The following is a 24,366-nucleotide window of genomic DNA, read 5'->3' as shown; positions in this document are numbered from 1 at the left end:
CCAGTGCGCCGATGGCGCCGGCCCCGCCCCACGGCGCATCCGGCGCGGCGCGTGCGGCCTCGGCGTGGAAGCGCGCCAGCAGCAGCGCCAGCGCGTCGATCTCTTCCGGCTGCAGCGATCCGGCCTCCAGCCGCACGCTCCATAGCGCCTGCTGCGGAAAGGTGCGCATCCGCACCGCGTATTCAAGCGCCGGGCCGGCGCCGTCCAGCATGGTCTCGCCGCCGGTGACGGCGCTCACGCCCAGGTACAGGCTGGGCGCCAGGCGCCGGTTGAGGCGCACTTCCTCCTCGCAGCAGTGCCGGCGCGCCGCCAGCGTGCCGTAGTCGAGCACGTCGAAACGCAGCGCCTTCTTGAACTTGTAGGCCAGCCGGTCCAGCACGTAAATCCAGGAGATATGGGTCTCGTAATGCTGGAAGCGGCAGCCCTGGCGGTGCCAGGCAGCCTCCAGCTCCCGCAGCAGCGCAAGCTGTTGTATCAACTCGGGCCCGGCTTGCGCGCCGGGCGCCGGCGACGGCGGGGATGGGTGCACGATGCGCCCGGGATCAGCCCGGTTTGCCGTCGACGCGCACACGGCTGAGGTAAGGCGCGTAGACGTAGACGTACAGGCCGAACGCCGCCGTCCAGCAGAGCGCGCTGACGATCAGCATGCCCGGCCCGCCGTCCCAGCCCAGCGCCGACAGCACGCGCGACAACGCGCTGAACTGGATCAGGCCGAACATCGCGGTCTCGAACTTGCCGGCGCGCAGAGGCCGGCCCGTGTGGCCCAGCGTGGTGCGCGTCATCATGCCCAGGATCAGGCCGGCCATCGAGCCCACCGTCAGCGCATGGAAGCCGGCGCTGGCGCTGACGATCTGCCAGCGCGACAGCGACAGCAGCACCAGCCCGGCCGCGATCCACGCATACGACAGGTGCATGATCCACAGCAGCGGCACGGCGCCGGTGCGCAGCGCCTGCCAGCGCCACAGGCGCAGCAAGACCAGCACGGCGGCCGCCACGCCGATGGGCGCGACCAGCCAGGCCGGCGCCATCGCGACCCAGCTCAGCGAGAACGCCACCACCAGGCCCAGCGACCATTTGTCCAGCCTGGGCTGCACTTGCGGGTTGGTGCCGGGCGCGCCGTTGCGGGTGAACATGGGAATGATGCGGGTGCCGATCGCGGCCTCCATCAGCACGATCACCAGCACGGCGGCCTGCACCGGGGGAATCGGGCTGGCCGTGATCCAGCCCAGCGTGATCGCGTGGAACACGCCGTTGGCCAGCGCCATCAGGCCGAGCAAGCCGACCAGGAAATAGTTGCGGCGGTTGCCGGCCTTTTGCATCACGCGCCACAGCGGCCAGGCGGCCGCCGGCAGGAACAGCCAGTCCACCAGCGCGCCGGCCAGCGGCGGCGCCAGCAGCATCGCCAGGCGGCCCAGCAGCCACAAGGCGACCAGCGCCGCCAGCTTGCCGCGCACCGGCGTCCAGAAGCCGGTCCAGTTGAACGCGGCGGTGTACAGGAAGCCGACCACCACCGCGGCCGCCATGCCAAACACCATCTCGTGCATGTGCCAGGCGAAGCCGACGTGCAGCCAGCTGCCGGCGTCGGCCGGCCACCAGCCCAGGTAGCGCAGCATCCACAGCGGAATGGCCAGCGCGGCGAACGCCGCCGCCACCAGGTAGAACGGGCGGAAGCCCAGCCGCCAGATGGGATGGCTGTCCCAGGCCTCGGCCTGGCCGACGGGTTCTTCGATATGGAGCAAGCTCATGATCTATGTCCTAAAAGAGTACGCCACCATTGTCTGCCCGGCGTGGCGGCCGGTGAAGCTTGGCGCAGGATTCGCATAACCTGGATCAAGAAATTCCCAATTGCCCGGCCATTTCGCGTCCCCGCGCTCGACCGCCGCCGCCGTTTCGCTTAGGCTATCCGCATGGTTCCAATTCAACCTCAACTTCAAAAGGAATGCTATGCAAACTGAACTTCTCATCGAAGGCATGGACGACGAAGGCTCGGCCGACAACGTCGCCAAACTGCTGAGCGACATCGCCGGCGTCAGCGACGTGCGCGTCTCCCTGCTCGACCGCCGCGCCCGCGTCCAGATCGACGAATCGCTGACCTCGCCCCACCTGCTGACGCGCAAGCTGACCCAGGCGGGCTACCCGGCCGGCGCCCAGGCCATGGCCGCGCCGGCAGCCGCCGGTGGTTGCTGCGGCGGCTGCTGCGGCGGCTGAGCGGACCTCAGGCGAACATCAGGCGCTGCCCTGCATCCGATGTTCGACCGCGTACACGGCGGCCTGGACCCGGCTGCTCAGCTTGAGTTTCTTCAGCACGTTCTGCACATGGATCTTGACCGTGCTTTCGGCCAGGTCCAGTGCCCGCGCGATGCCCTTGTTGCTTTCGCCACGCGCCAGGCAATCGAGGATCTCCCGTTCGCGCGGCGTCAGCTTGTCCAGCTCGGACGCCACCGGCGCCGCCGCGCCCGCCGTCAACTGCGCCACCAGCTTGGCCGTCATCGACTCGGCCAGCACGGTCTCGCCGGCCGCCGCGCGGCGGATCGCCCGGCTCAGGAAATCGGTGTCGATATTCTTCAGCAGATAACCGCTGGCGCCGGCCTTCAGCGCCACGCTCAGGTCATCGGCGTCCTCCGACACGGTCAGCATCACGACCGCGCTGTCCGGGCAATCCTGGCGCAGCTGCTCCAACGTCTCCAGTCCCGACATGCCCGGCATGTTCAGGTCCAGCAGGATCACCTGCGGCTTGAGCTGCTGCGCCCGCTTGACGCCTTCGAAGCCGTCGGCCGCCTCGCCCACCACGGTGAATTCCGGATTGCGTTGCAGCAGGGAGCGTATGCCGCTGCGAAACAGTGTGTGATCGTCAATCAGCAGCACGCTGATCGTGCTTGTATCCTTGTCCATCGGCTCCAGCCTTTCTTGTTAATGTTAAGCCGCGCGGCGCTGGGCGCGCGGCAGCCGCAGCAGCACTTCGGTGCCGGCGCCCGGCGCCGACGTCAACTGCAGCTGCGCGTCGATGCGTTGTGCGCGCTCGCGCATGATGTTCAGGCCGACATGGGCCTCGCCCAGCGATTCCAGCGCGGCCGGGTCGAAGCCGTGGCCGTTGTCGCGGATGCTGAGGGTGAAGTCCTGGTCGTCCTTCAGGCGCAGCCAGACCTGCGTGGCCGAGGCGTGCTTGCGCACGTTCGACAGCGCCTCCTGCACGATGAACAGCAGTTGCAGCTGGTGCTCGCGCGGGAACGGCGCGCCGTCCGAGTCGGCCTCGAAGTCGACCGCGATGCCGCTCTGGCGCTGGAACTTGTCCACCACCGTCTCCAGCGACGACACCAGGTTGCCCTCCTGTAGCCGGGTGCGGAAGTTGTGCAGCAGCTCGCGCACATCCTGGTAGCTCTCCTCCACGCCGGCGCGCAGGGCCGGCACGATGCTCTCCACCTCGTCCAGCCGTTGCCGCTGCAGCGACTGCTCCAGCATCTGCACCTGCAGGTTCAGGAAGTTCAAGCCCTGGGCGATGCTGTCGTGCAGGCCCTGGGCGACCAGGTTGCGCTCCTCGGAGACGGCCAGCTCGCGGTCGCGGCCCTGCAGGCGCAGGTTCTCGATGGCCGTGCCCAGCAGCTGGCCCAGCGTCTCCAGCAGCGCCGTCTGCGCCGCGCTGAACACGGTCGGCGTGCGGAAATGCAGGTTGAAGAAGCCCAGGTACTGGCGCTGCGCGAAGATATGGAAGATCGAAATCGTCGCGAAGCCTTCGCGGTGGCATTTCAGCGTGTGGCGGTCGTCCTTGCGGCGCAGGTCGTGGATCACGGCCAGCTTGCTGACCACCGCCTCGCCGCACAGGCACTCGCCCACCTTCAGGCAGCGTTCGCTCTCGACCAGCTCCTCCGAGATGCCCTGGTGGACCAGCATGTGCAGGTTGCCGCGGTTCGGGTCCAGGATGCGCACCGAGCCGCCGTCGGCGCTGAAATAATCGCTGATGCGCTGCAGGAAGCCCTTGCACATCGCCTCGGCCGACTGGGTCTGCTGCAGGAACGAGGCGCTGTCGTACAGCAGCGCCAGTTCGCGGTTCTGGTGCTCCAGCTCGGCCGTCTTGAGTTGCACGCGCCGTTCCAGGTTGCTGTAGGAATCCTGCAGCTTGTCGGCCATCTGGTTGAAGCCGTGGGCCAGCGCGCCGAACTCGTCGTTGCTGTCAACCGGCAGCCGCACGCTGAAATCCTGCTCGCGCATGCGCTCGATGCCGCCTTGCAGCCGCGTCACGGGCGCGACGATCATGTCGAACAGCAGGTAGATGATGCTGATCGTGCCGAGCAGGGCCAGCGCCAGCAGTAGCAATTGCGAGGCGCGCAGCCAGAAGGTGCGGTTCTCGCTGTCGCGCTCGATGCGCTGCACCAGCAAATCAACGTGCTCGACAAAGCGCTCGGTGCGCTGCTGGACCATGCTCTTGTCCGCCGGGTCGAGCCCGCCGGCCGCCAGCGCGTTGCGCACCTGCGACGACAATTCCAGCCGCCACTGCTGCTGCACCTCGGCAAACTCCGAGCGGATGGCCGCCGTCGGCGGCAGGAACAGCGGGCGCTGCGGATCGCCGCGGCGCAGCAGGTCCAGCGTGCGCTCCATGCGGCCCAGCTGTTCGCTGACCGCCTGGCGGCCGGGTGGCGCGTCCATCTGCGTGGTCAGCAGGGCCAGCCGGTAGCTATCCATGCGCAAGCTGCCGGCCACATTGATCGCGGCCGCGCTGCCCTCCAGCTGCCAGGACAGCAGCAGCGTCGAGCCGATCACGGTCAGCGCGATCGCCAGAAAACTCAGCAGCAGGCCAACGATGCGAGTCGACAGTTTTTGCCAGCCGGCGAACAACGCCGGCTTCAGCATGGCGCCCGGCGCCGGCGGGCGGTGGCTACACTAGACATGGCTTTCTCCGATAATCTCAACAGCAATGACGCGAGTATACACGCCCCTAGCCGCCGGTTTGCGACATAAAGCGCACGATCTTCTCCGGCTGGCGGCCGAAGTCGTGCTGTTCGGGCTTGAGTTCGATGGCTTCGCGGATCGCCTGTTCCAGTTCGGCGTCGCTGGCGCCGCCGCGCAGCAATGGCGCCAGCGGATATTGCTGTTCCTGGCCCAGGCACAGGTACAAGGTGCCGTCCACCGCCAGCCGCACGCGGTTGCAGGTGGCGCAGAAGTGCTGTGACAGCGGCGTGATGAAGCCGATGCTGGCGCTGCCGTCGGCCGTGGCCCAGTAGCGCGCCGGCCCGCCGCCCAGCTCCAGCGCCTGCGGCACCAGGCCGAACTTCTCGGCCAGGCGCTGCTGCACCGGCGCCAGGTTCAGGTAGGCCGTGTTGCGGCCGGTCTCGCCCATCGGCATGACCTCGATCAGCCGCAGCACGAACTGTTCCTCGATGCAGAACGCCGCCATGGCGTCGATCTCCGCGTCGTTGACGCCGCGCATGGCGACCATGTTGATCTTGATTGGCGCCAGGCCGGCGGCCTTGGCGGCTTGCAGCCCGTCCAGCACCGACGGCAGGCAGTCGCGCCCGGTGATGCCGGCCATGCATTCGCGGTCCAGCGTGTCGAGGCTGACGTTGACGCGGCTGATGCCGGAGGCGGCCAGCGCCTCGGCGTGGCGCGCCAGGCGGGTGCCGTTGGTGGACAATGACAGGTCGCGCACCCCGTCCAGGCTGGACAGGCGGCTGGCCAGTTGCGGCAGGTTGCGCCGGGTCAGCGGCTCGCCGCCGGTGAGGCGCACCCGCGAGGTGCCCAGCCGGGCGAAGGCCGCCACGACCCGCTCGATCTCGTCGAAGGTGAGCCAGTCGGGAGGGTCTTCATAGCCCTTGTAATCCTTGGGCATGCAGTAGGTGCAGCGCAGATCGCAACGATCGGTGACCGATACCCTCAGATAGTCGATCGATCGACCAAACCTGTCGCTTAACATCGCCGCTCTCCTGTGATAGATGGTGTGATGTCATTGTAGCGGCAGGGTCACGTCCTGCCACTGCGCATGACGGCTTAGCGGGCCTAGTCCTAAGTGACTAGGCCCGTTAGGAATAACCCTACTGCACCAGCGGCGACTGCGCGCCTTCCAGTTCGACGCCGGCGATGTCGGCCCGGCCCACCAGGATGTGCAGGTACTGGTGCAGCGCGCGCTGCCACGACTGGCGGCGCAGCTCGTCGGCGATCTGGGCGTGGACCGCCGAGAACGGCACCACCTCGCCCTCGACCCGGCGCCGGGCCTGCACGATGTGCAGGCCGAAGCGGGTTTCCAGCAGGCGCCCGGCCAGCTCGCCCGGTTGCAACCTGAATAGCAGCTCGTCGAACTCCGGCACGCACTGGCCGCGCGCCAGCTGGCCCAGGCTGCCGCCGACCGCGCCGGACGGGCAGTTCGAGTACTGGCGCGCCAGTTCCTCGAAGCGCTCGGGGCGGGCCTGCAGCTCGGCCAGGATCAGCTCGGCCGTCTGGCGCAGCAGCTCCAGCGGCGCGGCCGGGGTCACCTGGAACAGGATGTGGCGTGCCTCGACCAGGTCGCCGCTGCGGAAGCGCTGCGGCTGGCTGAGGTAGTAGCGCAGGCAACTGTCCTCGTCCGTTTCCGGCACCGTGACTTCCTGCGCGAACAGGGCTTCGATGCGCTGGTCGTCGTCGGCGCCGGCGATGCCCAGCCGGTCCGCTTCCTGCAGCAGCACGGTGCGCAGCACCACCTCGTGCACCGCCTGGCGCAGCGGGTTGTCCGCCTGCGCCTGGTGCGGCAGTTCCGCCTCGATGGCGCTGTCGTCGATGTCGACGCCGTTGACTGCGATACCCATGATTTTCTCCTTAGCGTGGACGCACCAGTTGATAGGCGCGGCTCAGGTAGGTGATGGCGCCGAAGCCGCTCCACACGTGCACCAGGCGGGTGAACGGGAAGATCGCGAACAGCGACATGCCCATGAACAGATGCAGCTTGAACACCAGCGGCGCTTCCTCGATGAAGCCGGCGGCGTCGCCGCGCAGCGTGACCACGTGCTGCGCCCAGGTCATCAGCTGGACCATCATGTGGCCGTCCAGGTGCGAGGCCGAGGCGAAGATCGAGGACAGGCCCAGCAGCAAGGTGGCCAGCAGCCAACACAGCACCAGCTTGTCCTTGAAGGTGCTGCGGGCACGGACGCGCTCGTTGCTCAGGCGGCGTGCGATCAGCATCAGCAGGCCGACCAGGCACAGCGAACCCATGACGCCGCCGGCCACCATCGCCACCAGCTGCTTGGCGCCGTGGGTGACGCCCAGCGTGTCCCACACCCACACCGGAGTCAGCAGGCCGGCCATGTGGCCGAAGAACAGGCCCAGCACGCCGATGTGGAACAGCGGGCTGCCCAATCGCAGCATGCCGCTGTTGAGCGTCTGGCTGGACTCGGACTTCCAGGTGTACTGCTCGCGGTCGAAGCGGATCAGGCTGCCGACCAGGAAAATCGCCAGCGCGATGTAGGGATAAATGCCGAATAAAAATTGATGTACGTAGTTCATGGTGTGCTCCTCAATGACGCTGTGGCGCCGCCGCCTTCGGATAAAAATGGACCGGATGACCGCCGCCGGCCAGCGTGGGCGCCAGCAGCGGTTCGATGCCGTCGGCGCCGGGGCCGAAGGTTTCCAGCGCTTCGTCCATGTCGCGCACCGGCGGCTCGCTCAGTTCCTCTGCCGCCACCGGCGACAGGGTCTGCAGCAGGTCGAACAGGCCGGCGTACGGGCTGCCGTTGGCGCGCAGCTTGCGGCCGATGTAGGCCAGCACGTGGATGGCGTCGCCCAGCATGCGCTCCGCCTGCTCGCTCTCCAGCTGCGACAGGAACTCCAGGAACAGCGGCACGTAGTCCGGCAGGTCGTTGCCGACCATTTGAAGGCCGTGCTTGCTGTACTCGGCCATCAGGTCGACCATGGCCTGGCCGCGGTCGCGCGATTCGCCGTGGATGTGTTCGAACAGGTGCAGCGAGTGCGACGGGTTGCGGTCGAACGTCGTCACATACTGCAGTTGCAGGTCGATCAGCGGGGTGCGGCGCAGGTACGCCAGCAGCTCCGCCACCGCCGCGTGCCACTGCGGCAGCTTGTCCTGCAGGCGCTGCTCCAGCTCGGGCAGCTCGGCCAGCAGCTCCGGCTCCGGGTACAGCAGCAGGGCCGACAGCACGCTGTAGCCGAAGGCGCCGCTTGGGTCATGGTCAGGCATCGAGGTTCTCCTTTTTCTTGCGCGATTTCGGCATCGAGATGAAGATCTCCGAACCGTGCTTGCGTTTGCCGAACAGGCTGGCGTCGCTGACGCCGTCCGAGCAACCGTTGCCGAAGCTGAAGCCGCAGCTGCCCTTCTCGTTGAAGCTGTCCTCGGCCATTTCCTTGTGGCTGCTCGGGATCACGAAGCGGTCCTCGTAGTTGGCGATGGCCATGATGTGGTACATGTCCTCGACCATTTCCGGCTCCAGCCCGACCTGCTTGAGCACGTCCAGGTCCGGCGTCGTCGCCACATGCTTGCTGCGCATGTAGGCGCGCATCGCCAGCATGCGGTCCAGCGCGCGGATCACCGGCTGCTGGTCGCCCGCGGTCAGCAGGTTGGCCAGGTATTGCACCGGAATGCGCAGGCTGGCGGTGTCCGGCAGGATGCCGTTCTTGCCCATGCGGCCAGACTCGGCGGCGGCCTGGATCGGCGACAGTGGCGGGATGTACCACACCATCGGCAGCGTGCGGTATTCCGGGTGCAGCGGGAACGCCACCTTCCACTCGACCGCCATCTTGTACACCGGCGAACGCTTGGCCGATTCCAGCCACGAGTCCGGGATGCCCTGGCGGCGCGCCTCTTCGATCACGGCCGGATCGTGCGGATCCAGGAACAGGCCCAGCTGCGACGGATACAGGTCGCGCGGATCGGCCACCGAGGCCGCCTGCTCGATCTTGTCGGCGTCATACAGCAGCACGCCGAGGTAGCGGATGCGGCCGACGCAGGTTTCCGAGCACACGGTAGGCTGGCCCGCCTCGATGCGCGGGTAGCAGAAGGTGCACTTCTCGGCCTTGCCGGACGACCAGTTGTAGTAGATCTTCTTGTACGGGCAACCGGAGATGCACATGCGCCAGCCGCGGCACTTGTCCTGGTCGATCAGCACGATGCCGTCGTCCTCGCGCTTGTACACCGAGCCCGACGGGCAGGATGCGACGCAGGTCGGATTGAGGCAATGCTCGCACAGGCGCGGCAGGTACATCATGAAGGTGTTCTCGAAGGTGCCGTACATCTCCTTCTGCATATTGTCGAACAGCTTGTCCTGGCTGCGCTGGGCGAATTCGCCGCCCAGGTCGTCCTCCCAGTTCGGGCCCCACTCGATCTTGTCCATCTTCTTGCCCGTCAACACGGAGATCGGACGGGCGGTCGGCGGCGTTTCCGACAGCGGCGCGTTCTGCAGGCGCTCGTAGTCGTAGGTGAACGGCTCATAGTACTCGTCGATCTGCGGCAGGTTCGGGTTGGCGAAGATCTGCGCCAGGATTTTCAAACGGCTGCCCTGGCGCGGCTCGATCTTGCCGGCGTCGGTGCGGCGCCAGCCGCCGTTCCACTTGTCCTGGTTTTCCCATTCCTTCGGATAGCCGATGCCGGGCTTGGTCTCGACGTTGTTGAACCAGGCGTACTCGACACCGTCACGGCTGGTCCACACGTTCTTGCATGTGACCGAGCAGGTGTGGCAGCCGATGCACTTGTCCAGGTTCAGCACCATGCCGATTTGTGCGCGAATTTTCATGCTTTGCTCCCTGTCTGTTCTTTCAACGGACCTTCCAGCCAGTCGACCTTGTTCATCTTGCGCACCAACACGAATTCATCGCGGTTGGAGCCGACCGTGCCGTAGTAGTTGAAGCCCCACGACAGCTGCGCGTAACCACCGATCATGTGGGTCGGCTTGGTGACGGCGCGCGTCACCGAGTTGTGAATACCGCCGCGCTTGCCCGACATCTCCGCGCCAGGCACGTTGATGATCTTCTCCTGTGCGTGGTACATCAGCGTCATCCCTTCCGGCACCCGCTGGCTGACGATGGCGCGGGCGGTCAGCGTACCGTTGACGTTGAACACCTCGATCCAGTCGTTGTCGACGATGCCGGCCGCCTTGGCGTCGGTCTCCGACAGCCACACGTGCGGGCCGCCGCGCGACAGCGTCAGCATGCGCAGGTTGTCCGAGTAGGTGGAGTGGATACCCCACTTCTGGTGCGGCGTGATGAAGTTCAGCGCGATCTCCTTGTTGCCGTTCGGTTGCGCACCCAGCATGGCCGCCGTGGTCTTGGTGTTGATCGCCGGCTTGTACACGCACAGCCCCTCGCCAAAATCACGCATCCAGCGGTGATCCTGGTAGAACTGCTGGCGGCCCGTCAGCGTGCGCCAAGGGATCAGTTCATGCACGTTGGTATAGCAGGCGTTGTAGCTGACTTCTTCCGACTCCAGGCCCGACCAGGTCGGCGAGGAGATGATCTTGCGCGGCTGGGCCTGCACGTCGCGGAAGCGGATGCTGTCGTGCTCGCGCGGCAGCGCCAGGTGGGTGTGGTCGCGTCCGGTAATCTTGGACAGCGCATCCCAGGCCTTGACCGCCACGTGGCCGTTGGTTTCCGGCGCCAGCGACAGGATCATTTCTGCCGCGTCGATGGCGGTGTCCAGGCGCGGCTGGCCTTGGGCAACGCCAGGCGCCGTCACCGTGCGGTTGATGCCGCGCAGGATGTCGACCTCATGGCCGGTCTTCCAGCTGATGCCCTTGCCGCCGTTGCCGATTTTCTCCAGCAGCGGGCCGATCGAGGTGAACTTCTGGTGGATCTTGGTGTAGTCGCGCTCGATCACGGTGAAGTTAGGCATGGTCTTGCCCGGCACCGGTTCGCACTCGCCGGCGCGCCAATCCTTCGGATCGAACGGTTGGCCCAGTTCGCCCGGCGTATCGTGCATCAGCGGGGTCAGCACCAGATCCTGCTGGGTGCCGAGGTAGGCGCCGCCGATTTCCTCGAACTTCTTGGCGATGCCCTTGTAGATTTCCCAGTCCGACTTCGATTGCCACAGCGGTTGCACCGCTTCCGACAACGGGTGGATGAACGGGTGCATATCGGACGTGTTCAGGTCGTCCTTCTCGTACCAGGTCGCGGTCGGCAGCACGATGTCGCCGTACAGGCAGGTGGTGGACATGCGGAAGTCCAGCACAACCAGCAGGTCCAGCTTGCCTTCAGCGGCGGGACGCACCTTGACGTCGCGCGGCTTGATGCAATGCTCCTCGTCGCTCATCAGCGCGTTCTGCGTGCCCAGCAAATACTTCAGGAAGTACTCGTGGCCCTTGCCCGAGCTGCCCAGGATGTTGGAGCGCCACACGAACATATTGCGCGGGAAGTTGGCTGGATTGTCCGGATCGTCGCAGGAGAATTCCAGTTTCTTGTCCTTGATCTGGCCTACCGCGTAGTCGATCGGATTGACGCCGGCTGCGGCTGCCGCGCGGGTCACTTCCAGCGGATTGGTTTGCAGCTGCGGTGCCGATGGCAGCCAGCCGAGGCGCTCGGCCTTGGCGTTGTAGTCCAGCAGCGTCATCGGTGCGACGTCGTCGCCGGCCGTTGGCGAGGCGATTTCCTCGGTGTGCAGCTTCTCGTGGCGCCACTGGCTGGTGTGGTTGTAGAAGAACGAGGTGCCGTTCATCTGGCGCATCGGACGGTTCCAGTCCTGCGCGAACGCCAGCGGGGTCCAGCCGGTTTGCGGACGCAGCTTTTCCTGGCCCACATAGTGCGCCCAGCCGCCGCCCGATTGGCCGACGCAGCCGCACATCATCAGCATGTTGATGATGCCGCGATAGGTCATGTCCATGTGGTACCAGTGGTTCAGCGCGGCGCCGACGATGACCATGCTCTTGCCACGGGTCTGGTCGGCGTTCTCGGCGAACTGGCGCGCCACGGTGATCACATCGGCAGCCTTGACGCCGGTGTGCTTGACTTGCCAGGCCGGGGTGTAAGGCACGTCGTCCTCGTAGCTGGTGGCGACGTTGCCGCCGCCCAGGCCACGGTCGATGCCGTAGTTGGCCATCGTCAGGTCGAACACGGTGGCGACCAATGCGGTGCTGCCGTCGGCCAGCGTCAGGCGCTTGACCGGCACGTTGCGCATCAACAGGTCGCTGGCATCCTTGCCGCCGAAGTAGGCGAAGCCGACCGGCAGCACCTCGTCGCTGCAGCCGATCAGCGACAGCAGCGGATCGACCGGCGCGCCATTGCCGCCCTCTTTCATTTCCAGGTTCCACTTGCCGGACTCGCCCCAGCGGAAGCCGATCGAACCGGCCGGCGCCACGATGCGGCCGCTGGCTTCGTCGATGACCAGGGTCTTCCAGTCGGGGTTGTTGGTTTCGTCCAGGTTGTTGGCCAGGTGCGAGGCGCGCAGGAAGTATTCCGGCGCCAGCGTGCCGTTCTGTTCTTTCAGCAGCACCAGCATCGGGAAGTCGGTGTACTGCTTGGCGTATTCCTTGAAGTAGGCCGACTGGTGCGAGGCGTGGTATTCCTTCAGGATCACGTGGCCCATAGCCATCGCCAGCGCGGCGTCGGTGCCCTGCTTCGGCGCCAGCCAGATGTCGCCGAACTTGGCCATCTCGCCGAAGTCGGACGACACCGCCACCGTCTTGGTGCCCTTGTAGCGCACCTCGGTGTAGAAGTGGGCGTCGGGGGTGCGGGTCATCGGCACGTTCGAGCCCCACACCATCAGGTAGGTCGAGTTGTACCAGTCGGCCGATTCCGGCACGTCGGTCTGCTCGCCCCACACCTGCGGGCTGGCTGGCGGCAAGTCGCAGTACCAGTCGTAGAAGCTCAGCGCCACGCCGCCGATCAGCGACAGGTAGCGCGTGCCGGCAGCGTAGCTGACCATCGACATGGCGGGAATCGGCGAGAAGCCGACGATGCGGTCCGGGCCGTATTTCTTGATCGTCAGCGCGTTGGCGGCGGCGATCATCTCGTTGCTTTCTTCCCAGGTGGCGCGCACAAAGCCGCCCAGGCCGCGCACCGACTTGTACAGCGCGGCGCGTTCAGGATTCTGGCTGATGTAGTCCCAGGCGGTGACCGGGTCCATGGTCTTGCGCGCTTCGCGCCACATTTCCATCAGGCGGCCACGCACCATCGGGTACTTGACCCGCTGGGCCGAATACACGTACCACGAATAGCTGGCGCCGCGTGGGCAGCCGCGCGGCTCGTGGTTCGGCAGGTCCGGACGGGTGCGTGGATAATCGGTTTGTTGCGTTTCCCAGGTGATCAGCCCGTTCTTCACATAGACTTTCCAGCTGCACGAGCCGGTACAGTTGACGCCGTGCGTGGAGCGCACGATTTTGTCGTGCTGCCAACGTTGGCGATAGGCGTTTTCCCAGGTGCGATCCTCGTGCACGACGGCGCCGTGGCCGTCGGAAAAGGTCGATACCGTTTTATTGAAGAACTTCAGGCGATCCAGAAAGTGACTCATGCTGCCTCCTAACTTGCACCCGGCGGCAACCGGGCATGCGGTCTCATGCAACATGCATGGACTCGACGATGATTGCAGTCTAAGGAAGGCAACGCTTCGTGTGAATCGGCAAGAAGGTGGCTGGTGGGCGTGAGAAGGACTAGGGGTACTACGCCGAAGTGACTAGTTCATCTAATCCGGGCGCAATCGCCGCCGGCGCAGGAGGCCAGCAGCTCGTGGTAGCTGAGCAGGCGGCTGTGCTCGCTCTCGGTGGCGTTGTCGGCGTAGGCCAGCAGGGATGGGGACGCTCCCCGATCGCGGCGGCCGTAGCGCGCGCCCGCCGCCGCCAGCCAGCGCCCGTCGGCCGCGCGCACGTGGACGCCGCGCACCATGCCAGGATGGTCCATCGCGCCCAGCTGGGCAAACATGGCGTCCAGGCTGCAAAAACGCAGGACCAGGCCGCTGTCGTAGCGGATCTGCCCTTCGACGGCGCTGCCCGCCGGAGCGGACTGCGCCGCCGCCGTGTCGCACTGACCGGCGTGGGCCTGCGCCAGCGGTCCAGTGTGCGGCTCGTAATTTTTCAGCATCACGCCAGCCGCGCCAGCGGTCAGCGCCAGCGCCAGCAGATACGCCGGGCGGTCGATCAAGCTCATCATCATTGTCCTTTCAACATGGCCGAAGTGGGGGCCACGCTGTCATTATTCGCCGCCGCTGGTGCGCGAGTCCTTAACCTGGGTCATGGAATTTTTGTGCGGATCTAAGGCAAACTGACTACCTCGACTAGTCATTCATGGCAATGGGCAGCTGGACCGGCGCGGGTTATACATACAACCTGGATCACCGACCATTGAGGAAATAGTATGAATATCGCCACTTTTGAAGAATTGCTCGTCGCTGCAGCGCTCCAGCCGGAACCGCAGCGCCTGCTGCTGGCCTTCGCTGTCGCCGAACCGGAACCGGACCTGCCGCCAGGCGCGCCGGCCCGCACGACGCTGGTTCCGGTCATGTGCGTGGACAAGCAAGTGGGCGAGCTTGACACGTTTGCCAACCTGGCCGAGGAAGCCAAAGGGATGGGCCAGCCGTGGGATGTGCTGCTGATCACCACGCTGTCGGGCAAGCAGGGCCGCCTGCCCGACCCGCAACAAACCGACGCCGCCTTGAACAAGATGCTGGGAGCCATCCAGCAAGGCCAGATGGATCGCTTCCTGGCATTCGACCGCAGCGGCGATTTAATGAGTTACGCCTGACATGGCCAAGATCTTCCCGATACATCCCGCCAAGCCCGAGCTGATCTGCTGGGGCTGCGACCGCTACTGCCCCGCAAACAACATGATCTGCGGGAACGGCTCGGATCGCACCCAGCATCCGGTTGAATTGTTCGGCGAGGATTGGAACACCTTCGGTTTGAATGCGCAGGATGCGCAGCCTGCTGATGAGGCCAGCCCTCCGCCCGCCGATGAAGTCAAACCTCCAGCTGCTGACGAGTCATAGCCGCACGGGGGATCGTCGCGATCCGTCGGCGGACGATCTTGAACTTGCTCTTATCCTGGCGTATAAACACTCAAACACCTAACGCTGGATGAATCATGAGCCAAGTACGCTGGAATATCGCAGTATCACAGGACACCGATCAATCGCTGCGTATGTACCTCGCAAGCCAAGGTGGCGGTCGTAAAGGTGATCTATCCCGATTCATCGAAGACGCAGTACGGGCTCGCATCCTGGAACTGACCGCGGCACAGGTGAAGGTGGCCAATGCCAGCGTGGGTGAGGCTGAATTGAATGCCATCGTTGATGAAGCAGTGCAATGGGCAAGTAACCATTGATGCGAGTCGTTCTCGACACAAATGTATTGCTCTCCGCGCTAATCGCCTGGCGGTGTGCCAGACACAATCTATCGCGCCTGACGCGCCGCGAAATTCGAGCTGGTCACGTCCCAGGTTCAGCTGGACGAACTGCGTCGTGCCAGCCACTATCCGAAGTTTCAAGCGATATTACAGCCGCATCGTGTCGGTACTATGATCAATAACCTGCACCGAGCAATCGTGTTGGATCGCCTTCCTTCGGACATCGAGGCCGACGATCCAAACGACGCGTTTTTGCTGGCTATGTCACTTGCTGGCGACGTCGACTACCTGGTGACTGGCGACCGTCGTGCCGGTCTGCTACAGCGCGGGAACTTTGGCCGCACCCGCATTGTCACCCCTGGCATATTTTGCGCCCAAGTCCTCTAACGAAACTGCTGGCGGCGTGAGCGAATTTATTTTTACCGCAATGATGCAAAGTAAACAACCAGTTTATCGTATGTTCTCAATTTGCCATCGAAGAAAAGATGCTCCTGCCGCACATATACGTGGCGGGGTTTTCAACGCCGCCATCTGCTAGTCGCAAGTTCACACCCTTGCGGAACTTGTGCAACGCTGGCTGACGGTGGATAAAGAGCGGTTCGCACTACACAGAAACGGCCAGCCAACGCGAGGTTTTCAGTGGAAGAATATCTTCCTTCCCGACGGAACCCGTCTGCGAACCAACCACGGCGATAATATTGAATTCGCCAAAGTGGTAGGTGACCATATCGTTTTCGACGATGGCAAATTGTTGACGCCATCGTTGTTTGAGTATTCTCATCACCGCCGCCACCAATTCTTATGAGCTGCCGCCACTAAATCTCGTGGGGTACCGCCACCGATTCTCATAGGTCACCGCCGACCATTCTCACGATGTGCCGCCACCCGTTCTCGCAGAGCGCCGCCAGCCGCCTAGTCGTAGGCGGCCCCATAATTCGACGTACGCACTTTGGTCTTCCTGGGCGTACGTGACAATTCGTGTATTTGTCGCATGGGCCAGATGTTATCCTGACCGGCTTCGGCAGAGTGCGGCCAGGAACAGTCTTTCGACAGCCGTTTTCTACCACTTCACGCGGGACTGCTCTCTACCTGCCGCGCAAGTTGCCCAGTACGTGTAGCACAGTGATGAACCATGAAACCATTAATACATGCCCTGCGAGCTGACATCACCACCTTGACAGTAGACGCCATCGTCAACGCAGCCAATTCATCTTTGCTTGGAGGCGGCGGGGTTGACGGAGCCATTCACCGTGCAACAGGGCCCGAGCTGGTGCATGAATGCCGCCGCCTCGGCGGCTGCAAGACTGGCGAGGCTAAACTAACCAAGGGATATCGCCTGCCGGCCCGATACATCATCCATACGGTTGGCCCAGTCTGGCGTGGAGGCGATCAGGGGGAGCCGGAACTTCTCGCCAGTTGCTACCGCCGCTCAATCACGCTTGCGCGCAGCAAAGCACTGCGCTCGATAGCATTCCCGAGCATCAGCACGGGGATCTTCGGTTATCCGATCACCTTGGCTGCAACGACTGCCGTGCAGACAGTGCGCGATGCTCTCGCAGGTGCGCCTGAAATGGAGGAAGTAGTGTTCTGTTGCTTTTCCCCGGAAGATTTGGCTGTTTATGAGGATGCACTCGGTTAAGCTTGTTCGAGCCTATTACTCGCTATTGGCGGTCCTCGTCCGAGTACCATCGACGTCTACCGGCCAGGAGCCGCCCTTCAAGATTAATAACGATGACACACAAGAATATCAAGTCCATTATTTTAAGCATCATGGTCGCTGGAAGCGTGGGCTTGCCCGTTCTTGTGGTTGGCGGCGAAGTTACGCAATTGCCTAGTAAGCCGCAGGGGAGAAATTGCGAGCTGTCTACGCCCCCAATAGATGCCGGGGAAGAAGCGGGCCACGGTTATCTAGTTCAGGTTTCGCCGCGGGCGAAGGACATAGATAGCAACTACTCTGGTTGCCAAGCGGTCTTTTGGACGACAGCCAAGGAGCCAGCTCAGCTTGCTTGGCTAGTGGAAGTGGTCAACGGGGACCCGGTGCGTCGATGGTCTTCCGATCCTGCAATGCGGGAAATTTCGAAATGTGTTTATGGGCATGGTGTGTTGATGAAAGGATCTCCCGATGTCTGTCCTGTCCCGTCGGACCTTCTGATGCCGTCGCAAGCTCCCGGGTGCTTTACTTCTCCAAGCCCCATAGGGCGCTGCGACTATGATGTCGAGTAAGATGTTATTGATATTTTTTTGACCGAACTCGGCCGATTTCGGCCAGGCGCCGCCATTCCCTTTCTGTGTAATTTTCCCTATGGGTTTTAATGCAAAGTTCTTATTACAAACTTTTCGCTTTTATTCTTATGTGCAGCCCTACAGCTATAAGTCAAGCACAGGAGGCAGGTTCTCGCTGGCGACTGCGCGTGATGGATTTGAAGCATGCAGGCAAGGTTGACGCGACGATTCGGTTTCTAGGGGACGCTGCTACTGGGTCTTGCATGGGTGGCACGTGGAGGCGTGCAGCTGTTGAGGAGAAAACTGCTCACGATGAGAAGTTCTTCCCATTGGCTGAGCCATTAGCGTATCAAATAGAAAATGGCGTGCTTACACTCGGTCGAACGACAGTATGTGACGGGTATTTGTTTATTTCTGGCAAATCCGAAAAGACCGCTATCCATGGAACCTATGACGCGGTGAGTATGGGCGCAAGTCAAAATCTCGGCTATTTCACTTTGAAGAAGCTTCCATAGCATCTCCGTTTAGTCCGCTTCCGGGCGGCTTCCGCCAAGCGTGACAATTCGTGAACTTTCCGCTTTAGCAAGATGTTACCCTGAAGGCCATCGGCCGGGTACGGCCAAGAGCCGACATTCCCGATGTACTCTCATTCCTTATATGATCAAGAAAATTCTTCTAATTGTCTTCGCTCTATTCTCATTCTGTCTTGTACCCTGTGCTATTGCTGAACATAAGGATGAGCAAGCCTCCGTCTATGTGGACAACGCAACAGGTCTAAAATTTCCTCAAAAGCTTGGGCCTCTGAATTTTGTGGATGTCGTCGAGTACCCGGAGAAGCGCCTCGGTTACTGCGTTCGCTACAACTCGCCACGAGATTACGGCCAGCTTTGTGTCTACGACCAAGGAAGATTGAATCTACAAACAGGCATTGGTAGCGACGATTTCAAGAGCGAATTTGACCAGGTAGTGGGAGCGACTCTCGCCATTCTTGCTGTCCATCCACACCATGACGCGAAGGTCTTGGCGGACGGCACACCTTCGATCGGCACGGATGAAAAGGTAGCTGAAGCAAAGATGAAAATCCTCGCGTCAAAGCTCACTCTCCCAGATGGCAGCGATCAAGAGGACGCCCACATGATCTTAATGTCGGCTGGGCTTGGAAAATTTATCAAATTCAATTATACGGCGAAGAACATGGCCTCCGAAGATTTCGCAAACCGTTCGCGCGAAATTGTTGAAGCCTTTGTACGCTTTAACGGTGCAACAATGAAAGCCTTCCTTATTGAACGAAAAGGTAAAGCTGGGTAAGCCGAAAATGACAAACGAGCCAAACCATTTCATTAACTCGGACGCGCTAGCGCGTCGACTATGCGGTACGTATTCTTGCCGGACTGAGTTGGCCCTCTGACACCCCACCCGGTTATTGGCGAGGCTTGGCTGTTGACTGGCTTGAGCAAGGGGCGGCTTCGGCACATGCCGGCCAAAAGCGGTCATCGAAAACTTATGGATAGATTTGTATGAATGAACGCCCAATTCCCCCAGCAGCACAAAGAGACACCGCCTCTGTCGAGATGCTGCGTGTCTGGGTAGCTGAGAAGCAGTTACATTGTTCACTAAAGATTGGCATGTACAGAGATGGAATGCGCATTGACGAGGAATTGGCTTGGGGAACAATACTCGCAGATGCTGCTCGGCATATATCGAGAGCGTTGTATCCTGAAGATGCAAAAGCGCAGACGACTGCATTACTAAAAATTCTCCATAGCTTTAGCAATGAGGTCGCCGATCCAACGTCAGATGCTAAAGGCGATTTTTTATAGTCGGCTGAATTCGGCCACTAGCCGACCGTCGCAAAAAACGCTTGAACGGCCAAGAGTGGGCGGTGCGACTTGGACAAATTATTCAGTTACTTTTAGGATCGGAATATGCCTGATGGATCACGATTACGAAGAATTTGAAGCCGGTACCGAACGATATGAATCACTAGATCGTATTGATTCAATGGGATTGCTGAACGCGTTGAAAGGGTTATTTATCCTGAATGAGGATATATTCATGCGAATGCAGGCTTACAACTTAACCATAGTTGATACATTTCTTACTCAACTAGAATATTCGAATCTAAAAAAGTGGCATGAGATGGAGCGAACTCCGCCAGAGACTCACTTTTTGGGAGCCCAATCTCAAATGTGGATATTTGCTGCCTACGAGTTACTAAGAACATGGCAAGAGCGATGTAAAAACATTATCAAGTGGGCCGATAATGGTGGATTAAAACAAAAGCTGGAGGCTTTGCGAGCAAAAAATGATGGTGTTCTGCACTCCGGGCGTGAGAACCACATTCATCAGCTTGAGAGTGTAATTGCCCAACCAATGCTACTCGATCGAATTCGCCGAGAGTTAGCTCATGTCCACATTCCGTTTACACGGTTAGAATTTATTCGTGTGGCAATTGCTAAACACGAGGTCAGTGGGAAAGCAAAAACCGTTGCGCACATGCCGGGTTACGGTCGTATAAACATTTACTGTGGGTCGCTTGATTATCAAATGGATAATGGCCCCTATATTCTTGGTCAGATCAATCGACGTGACATTGCAGACAGCTTACGGTCAATCGAGTGGAATAGCGTGCCACCATCTAAGGAGGACCTTAAATCATTCGACGATTTCATGTCTGGCAAGATGCTATCGAGCATCTAGAAACTCTCCTTCTTGCACCTTAAAGATGTAGTCTGCCAATAGCGACTTCTTGCCAAACATATTAATAAAGCGATGTACGATTTTTGGGGCGATAGGCGGCTCAGTAGCGCTATAGGCCGGGCGTGATAATCAGTGAGTTTTTACGACTAAGCAAGCTGCTATCCTGACGCCACCGGCCGAGTTCGGCCAGAAGCAGCCGGACACATTTAGGATAGAGTGAGTGCATGCAAAGATATTTTTACGCGACGCCTAACGATTTGCTTCCAGCTTTGGACCATATTGACTCCGAGCTTCAACTCGCCTACGTTTTAATGGGACTATTCGATGACGAGGCGCAAACAACGTATGCAAATGGCTCCATGTTGCCAACACTTGCGGAATCCTTGAGCGTTGGAAGTGCGATATCCAGTCCAGGATACCTTGTCACTGAACGGTCGATGCCTATCCGTACTCGCGAAGTGCAACAAAACGACGGTAGTAAAAAGTACGCTGTAGACCAGCTGTTAAATCCTAATAGTATTGTTTTCCAGCATGGCGGTTTTTATTCAACCGAAATTTTGCTGCCCGGCCGCGTAGCAACCGTTTCAGATACTCCGGCCGCAATGAAAATTCAGCGAGTATTCTCAACCATATTGGCTAAGAGTTTTACTCGCGTAAAAGCCTATTGGGTTGGACAGGAGGCGCTGGCACTGCTACAGCAAGGAACCCGTTTAACTGTGGGCGCCGACTCATCTAGTGAATTTGACTTAAAACTTAACTGAACCGTGGTCCGATACCGGCCAACAGCAGCCGTTCCCAACTCATCGAAGGATACACTTTGCCCATTGAACTTCAATGCCTGTCGGGAATGCGCGTGTCCCATGTTTGGTTTTCGGACCACTCGATTTGCTACCTTGAGCTTGGTGTCCTCGAACCAGGGCGAGTTAGGCCAAATGGCACGGTCGGCAATCCTCGTGGTGAAGTAACTGTATTTTTAGGCTATGACTGGCTTGTAAAAAGCTTCGGCTATCAGAAATCACGCAAATACTTTCATATGCATGCGGCTGACCTAAACACACTCGCTGAGAAAATCATTGATACGACGATCCAGTGGGCATCGTTATCTGAAACCGGCAACGAACTCGAAATCTCCTTGTCGACGGGCGACATGTTGGAGTCCGTATCGTCCGATAATGAAACGGACTGGAATATTTGCTTTAATTAAGCAAGGGAACCGCTTTTCGAATTGGTCTTGATATCATGGAGGCCGTCGCAGTTCGGCCACAAGCGGACCTATCAAGTACAAAAGCCATAAATTAATGAGGCCAAATTTCAATACGTACAGTGGCTTATGGGCTGACGACGGGTCCCTAAGAGACGTGTATGTTCAAGGTATGCAGCTTCATAGCTGGGACCGATTCGATTCGCTGCTACGGCATCATGAGCTGGTATACAGCTTTGATGGAAAACCAGCTCGCTTCCCTGGCAGCCGAGCGATTTTCACCAATCGAGAAGGGAGTCATCTGTTGTCGGTGATGCTTGGGCAAGTGAGTGTCAATTGCCATTTTTTCGTTGAGTCGCAATTGGAGCTAGATATCTCACCCAGGGAAATTCTGGGTATTGCTGAGCATGATGCTGTTTTGGACTTCATCGAGCAGCTGGCACATGGAGTAGATCTCCAAGCGGACGTAACGCCAGAAAATGCGGAGGCTCGGCCCATGTTAAGTTATTCGCCCACAGCGCGGTGCTGGACGGTACACTCGTACTGACCACTGCCGTTCTCGGCCAGCAGCAGACGTTGCACTCTTAATACTTGGAAGCATGAGTTAACCACTAGGTGCCAGCTAATTTCTATAGAGCTCAAGTAGCAATGAACAATCTCTCGATTCCTGATGACTTTCCTTTGGATGTGTTGCTAAACCAAGAGTTAACCCAAATTTGTATTGGGTCTAACGAGATCGGCTTGAGGTTCTACCAAACCGCTGGTGATCCCCATAAGTGGAAACCGGGTGCGTCTATCGATATAGAAGCAGGGTTTGAGCTATTCAAGGATGGCATACTGCTTTGTGGGTCGTTTAACGATCGGCTGGGCTTCAACAGCGGTGGACTAACCGTGCTCCTCCGGCAATCTGTTGTCGCACTTAAACGTTTGCCGAAAAACGAACTTTCCCTAACTTTTTCCGGTGGTTTTTCCCTTAACCTCGTTACTGATGCCACTGGTTTTGAGTCATACCATCTGCAATGCAATGAAAAGGTTGTTGATGTGGCATTCCATCCACAAAATTAACTGGCTGTGGCTCTAAACGGCCAAAACTGGACTCCCGGTATCTCAGTAGTTACTGCTAACGTTTATAGAGGAATGGATGACTCCACAAGAAGCCTTCGAAGAAATCAAACAACGGATTCCGACCGGGACCCCACTGTTAGACGCGCTCAGTGAATTCGTGAACTTTTATGCTTCAACCTCAATTGATGGGTGCCCGAAAGATTCTGATGGAGATATGCTTTTGTTCGAATGGGGCGGCCCCTATTCATGGGATAAGTGCGTCTCTTTGAGCCTTACTCGTCAGTTCTCATCTAACGACGAAGATGGCGAGTACGATTGGATGCAGCAGTTGCACATGCACTGTCGTTACGATGCCAGCCAAGTGAACCTTGCTGCGGGAAATGAGTGGCTGCACGGACAGGATACCGATGCCTTTATTCAATATGTCTTAAGTGCGCCGTGCACTGAAACAGTCAAAATTCTGAACATGCGTTCCTTAGATTTCGAAATGCATGATGTTTAAGGAAGCGGCGGACTTCGGCCAGGAGCTGCCGGTCGCGAAAAAGTAAAAAAATGAAGAACTATGAATTCGATGGAGAACTTTATGGATTGTGCGTGCGGTTGCGGGGAGAGGCCCGTTAAAGGTCATTTTCTTCCTGGGCATGACCAACGACTCAGAGCTGACCTTGAACGACGAGTTGGAGGATTGATAGCTCTTAGAATGTTAGTGGAGGCCGCCGAGTATTTCGTTACCGGGGACGTCGGGAGTTCTCAATTCAACGGCATGGTCAAGGAATTGTTTCAAAACAAAGAAGCGCACCAAAGAAGACCCGGCGCCAACGGCCAACAGCACTCTGAGAACGTTAGTGTGTAGTGCGGTTCGGAGGATTTACTTTTACACAAAGCCCAAGATGGAGTGAGTAATGGGAAAAGAAGATGACGGCGCAAATGGACTTCCTAACGGCACCCAGATGCGAAAAGCCCTTGAAAAATCGGGTTATCTTTTCGAACAAAAAATTGCAAGCTTCATGCAAAAGCAAGGTTTCCATGTAGATTCAAGCTGGGCATTCAAAGACCCAGAACAAGAAAAATCACGTGAAATTGATGTAAGAGCCATTCGACAAGTACGAAGAGATGAGCCGAATAAGCTTCAGGTTCTATGTGAATTTCTTATGGAGTGCAAAAATTCGGACTCCCCACTGGTGTTTTTGCAAACGGAAAAGAACGGGCGTGAAATTAAAAATCAGCGACCCAGAGAGTATGTTTTTCCAATCCCGAAATATCAGCAACCTATTGATGAAAATTCATATACCGAAATAGACGCTTTCATACGGCTTGGCTTAAGCTCATCGCATTACTATTACTCAACGGGACTTAAGGCAACGCAGTTCGCGAAAATTATAAGAAAGGGAAGTGACTGGCATGCCAACCATGACGGCGTTTATGATTCATTAATTTTGCCTCAAGTGAAGGCGCTTGAGCAGCGTCGTAAGGAGGTAAAGCATTCGTATACAAAGGGACAGTGGGCTTCTATTTGGCTATTCTTTAACGTAATCGTCCTACGAGACCATCTTTTTGTTTTGGATGTAAATGAGCCTGATGCATTGCCAGTGTCGACCGGCCGAGTTAGCTTTGTCCGACATGTTAAAACGGCAGATTTGGATGAACATTATTTAATAGACTTTGTAACAGAAGAATATCTAATTGATTACATTAAAGAGGTCGCCTTTTTTGCGGAGGCCGTAGCGGCGTTCTTACCTGATGCACAAACGCGGCTGCTTAATCCTAAGTTTCAAGATTAGTCACAAGCCGTTACGTGCCAATGTCCGCAACGGGGTGCGGATTCAATCGGTGGTCGCAACACTCTAAGCTAAATGCGCAAGCATGAGGAGTGTTGACGATGAAACAGAAACCTCGAATCCACTACACGGAATGCCAGAAGGCGCAGATGTGGGAGCGCTGGA

General features: G+C 59.5%; 25 protein-coding genes and 2 pseudogenes. 15 read left to right on the top strand and 12 right to left on the bottom strand.

Annotated elements, in window-relative coordinates; genetic code table 11:
- Positions 1 to 529, bottom strand: a pseudogene (locus tag GTP90_RS29505) (hypothetical protein); the annotation flags it as partial.
- Between the two features lie 13 nt (positions 530 to 542).
- On the bottom strand, positions 543 to 1,745 hold the full coding sequence (locus GTP90_RS29500; protein ID WP_161086857.1) for an NnrS family protein: 1,203 nt from the start codon (positions 1,743 to 1,745) through the stop codon (positions 543 to 545).
- A 199-nt stretch (positions 1,746 to 1,944) separates the two neighbouring features.
- Between GTP90_RS29500 and GTP90_RS29495 the strand changes: the two genes are divergently transcribed.
- A complete protein-coding gene (locus GTP90_RS29495; RefSeq protein ID WP_161086856.1) occupies positions 1,945 to 2,208 on the top strand; it encodes a heavy-metal-associated domain-containing protein in 264 nt (87 codons plus the stop codon).
- An 18-nt stretch (positions 2,209 to 2,226) separates the two neighbouring features.
- On the opposite strand, the gene GTP90_RS29490 is transcribed toward GTP90_RS29495, so the two are convergent.
- The 9 genes from GTP90_RS29490 to GTP90_RS29450 form a co-directional block, all read right to left on the bottom strand.
- On the bottom strand, positions 2,227 to 2,892 hold the full coding sequence (locus GTP90_RS29490) for a response regulator (RefSeq protein WP_161086855.1): 666 nt from the start codon (positions 2,890 to 2,892) through the stop codon (positions 2,227 to 2,229).
- Between the two features lie 24 nt (positions 2,893 to 2,916).
- On the bottom strand, positions 2,917 to 4,845 hold the full coding sequence (locus GTP90_RS29485) for a type IV pili methyl-accepting chemotaxis transducer N-terminal domain-containing protein (protein ID WP_161086854.1): 1,929 nt from the start codon (positions 4,843 to 4,845) through the stop codon (positions 2,917 to 2,919).
- Positions 4,846 to 4,930: 85 nt separating this feature from the next.
- Positions 4,931 to 5,905, bottom strand: a complete 975-nt coding sequence (moaA, locus tag GTP90_RS29480; protein ID WP_161086853.1) for a GTP 3',8-cyclase MoaA — start codon at positions 5,903 to 5,905, stop codon at positions 4,931 to 4,933.
- A 118-nt stretch (positions 5,906 to 6,023) separates the two neighbouring features.
- Positions 6,024 to 6,770: a peptidylprolyl isomerase gene (locus GTP90_RS29475; RefSeq protein ID WP_161086852.1), complete on the bottom strand. Its 747-nt coding sequence runs from the start codon at positions 6,768 to 6,770 to the stop codon at positions 6,024 to 6,026.
- Between the two features lie 10 nt (positions 6,771 to 6,780).
- Positions 6,781 to 7,464 carry a respiratory nitrate reductase subunit gamma gene (gene narI, locus GTP90_RS29470; RefSeq protein WP_161086851.1) on the bottom strand — a complete coding sequence of 228 codons (684 nt, stop codon included), beginning with the start codon at positions 7,462 to 7,464 and terminating at the stop codon, positions 6,781 to 6,783.
- Positions 7,465 to 7,474: 10 nt separating this feature from the next.
- Entirely contained in the window at positions 7,475 to 8,155 is a 681-nt protein-coding gene (narJ, locus tag GTP90_RS29465; RefSeq protein ID WP_161086850.1) for a nitrate reductase molybdenum cofactor assembly chaperone, read from the bottom strand.
- Positions 8,148 to 9,704 (bottom strand): nitrate reductase subunit beta, encoded by a 1,557-nt coding sequence (gene narH / locus GTP90_RS29460; RefSeq protein ID WP_161086849.1) that lies wholly within the window; start codon positions 9,702 to 9,704, stop codon positions 8,148 to 8,150. The genes narJ and narH overlap by 8 nt, the downstream gene beginning before the upstream one ends.
- The gene (locus tag GTP90_RS29455) at positions 9,701 to 13,408 is read right to left on the bottom strand and encodes a nitrate reductase subunit alpha (protein WP_161086848.1); all 3,708 of its coding nucleotides are present in this window, start codon (positions 13,406 to 13,408) and stop codon (positions 9,701 to 9,703) included. Before GTP90_RS29455 ends, narH begins: the two co-directional genes overlap by 4 nt.
- Positions 13,409 to 13,575: 167 nt before the next feature.
- Positions 13,576 to 14,046 carry a hypothetical protein gene (locus tag GTP90_RS29450; protein ID WP_175048283.1) on the bottom strand — a complete coding sequence of 157 codons (471 nt, stop codon included), beginning with the start codon at positions 14,044 to 14,046 and terminating at the stop codon, positions 13,576 to 13,578.
- Positions 14,047 to 14,247: 201 nt separating this feature from the next.
- Here GTP90_RS29450 and GTP90_RS29445 point away from each other — a divergent pair, with 201 nt between their 5' ends.
- The 4 genes and pseudogenes from GTP90_RS29445 (at position 14,248) to GTP90_RS29430 (ending at position 15,621) form a co-directional block, all read left to right on the top strand.
- Positions 14,248 to 14,634, top strand: coding sequence for a hypothetical protein (locus tag GTP90_RS29445; protein WP_161086847.1), 387 nt, complete (start codon positions 14,248 to 14,250; stop codon positions 14,632 to 14,634).
- 1 nt (position 14,635) lies between these two features.
- Positions 14,636 to 14,878, top strand: coding sequence for a DUF3079 domain-containing protein (locus tag GTP90_RS29440; RefSeq protein ID WP_161086846.1), 243 nt, complete (start codon positions 14,636 to 14,638; stop codon positions 14,876 to 14,878).
- A gap of 95 nt (positions 14,879 to 14,973) precedes the next feature.
- Positions 14,974 to 15,213: a ribbon-helix-helix domain-containing protein gene (locus tag GTP90_RS29435; protein ID WP_161086845.1), complete on the top strand. Its 240-nt coding sequence runs from the start codon at positions 14,974 to 14,976 to the stop codon at positions 15,211 to 15,213.
- Positions 15,213 to 15,621, top strand: a pseudogene (locus GTP90_RS29430) (putative toxin-antitoxin system toxin component, PIN family). The gene GTP90_RS29435 and the pseudogene GTP90_RS29430 overlap by 1 nt, the downstream one beginning before the upstream one ends.
- A gap of 217 nt (positions 15,622 to 15,838) precedes the next feature.
- Here GTP90_RS29430 and GTP90_RS29425 read toward each other — a convergent pair.
- Positions 15,839 to 16,015 (bottom strand): hypothetical protein, encoded by a 177-nt coding sequence (locus GTP90_RS29425; protein ID WP_161086844.1) that lies wholly within the window; start codon positions 16,013 to 16,015, stop codon positions 15,839 to 15,841.
- Between the two features lie 351 nt (positions 16,016 to 16,366).
- Between GTP90_RS29425 and GTP90_RS29420 the strand changes: the two genes are divergently transcribed.
- The 10 genes from GTP90_RS29420 (at position 16,367) to GTP90_RS29375 (ending at position 24,204) form a co-directional block, all read left to right on the top strand.
- The gene (locus tag GTP90_RS29420) at positions 16,367 to 16,873 is read left to right on the top strand and encodes an O-acetyl-ADP-ribose deacetylase (protein WP_161086843.1); all 507 of its coding nucleotides are present in this window, start codon (positions 16,367 to 16,369) and stop codon (positions 16,871 to 16,873) included.
- A 772-nt stretch (positions 16,874 to 17,645) separates the two neighbouring features.
- Entirely contained in the window at positions 17,646 to 17,972 is a 327-nt protein-coding gene (locus GTP90_RS29415; protein ID WP_161086842.1) for a hypothetical protein, read from the top strand.
- Positions 17,973 to 18,114: 142 nt separating this feature from the next.
- Positions 18,115 to 18,765, top strand: coding sequence for a hypothetical protein (locus GTP90_RS29410; protein WP_161086841.1), 651 nt, complete (start codon positions 18,115 to 18,117; stop codon positions 18,763 to 18,765).
- Positions 18,766 to 18,974: 209 nt separating this feature from the next.
- Positions 18,975 to 19,277 (top strand): DUF5076 domain-containing protein, encoded by a 303-nt coding sequence (locus tag GTP90_RS29405; RefSeq protein ID WP_161086840.1) that lies wholly within the window; start codon positions 18,975 to 18,977, stop codon positions 19,275 to 19,277.
- A gap of 112 nt (positions 19,278 to 19,389) precedes the next feature.
- Positions 19,390 to 20,157 carry a hypothetical protein gene (locus GTP90_RS29400; RefSeq protein ID WP_161086839.1) on the top strand — a complete coding sequence of 256 codons (768 nt, stop codon included), beginning with the start codon at positions 19,390 to 19,392 and terminating at the stop codon, positions 20,155 to 20,157.
- 224 nt (positions 20,158 to 20,381) lie between these two features.
- The gene (locus tag GTP90_RS29395; RefSeq protein WP_161086838.1) at positions 20,382 to 20,918 is read left to right on the top strand and encodes a hypothetical protein; all 537 of its coding nucleotides are present in this window, start codon (positions 20,382 to 20,384) and stop codon (positions 20,916 to 20,918) included.
- A 56-nt stretch (positions 20,919 to 20,974) separates the two neighbouring features.
- Positions 20,975 to 21,361, top strand: a complete 387-nt coding sequence (locus tag GTP90_RS29390) for a hypothetical protein (protein ID WP_161086837.1) — start codon at positions 20,975 to 20,977, stop codon at positions 21,359 to 21,361.
- Between the two features lie 645 nt (positions 21,362 to 22,006).
- On the top strand, positions 22,007 to 22,423 hold the full coding sequence (locus tag GTP90_RS29385; RefSeq protein WP_161086836.1) for a hypothetical protein: 417 nt from the start codon (positions 22,007 to 22,009) through the stop codon (positions 22,421 to 22,423).
- A 76-nt stretch (positions 22,424 to 22,499) separates the two neighbouring features.
- Positions 22,500 to 22,925, top strand: coding sequence for a hypothetical protein (locus GTP90_RS29380; RefSeq protein WP_161086835.1), 426 nt, complete (start codon positions 22,500 to 22,502; stop codon positions 22,923 to 22,925).
- A gap of 400 nt (positions 22,926 to 23,325) precedes the next feature.
- A complete protein-coding gene (locus GTP90_RS29375; protein ID WP_161086834.1) occupies positions 23,326 to 24,204 on the top strand; it encodes a hypothetical protein in 879 nt (292 codons plus the stop codon).
- Positions 24,205 to 24,366: the final 162 nt, after the last annotated feature.

Source organism: Duganella vulcania (genome assembly GCF_009857655.1).
Classification (GTDB): Bacteria; Pseudomonadota; Gammaproteobacteria; order Burkholderiales; family Burkholderiaceae_D; genus Rugamonas; species Rugamonas vulcania.
The sequence above is the reverse complement of the archived record's forward strand: the minus strand, read 5'-3'. Positions and strand labels throughout refer to the sequence as shown.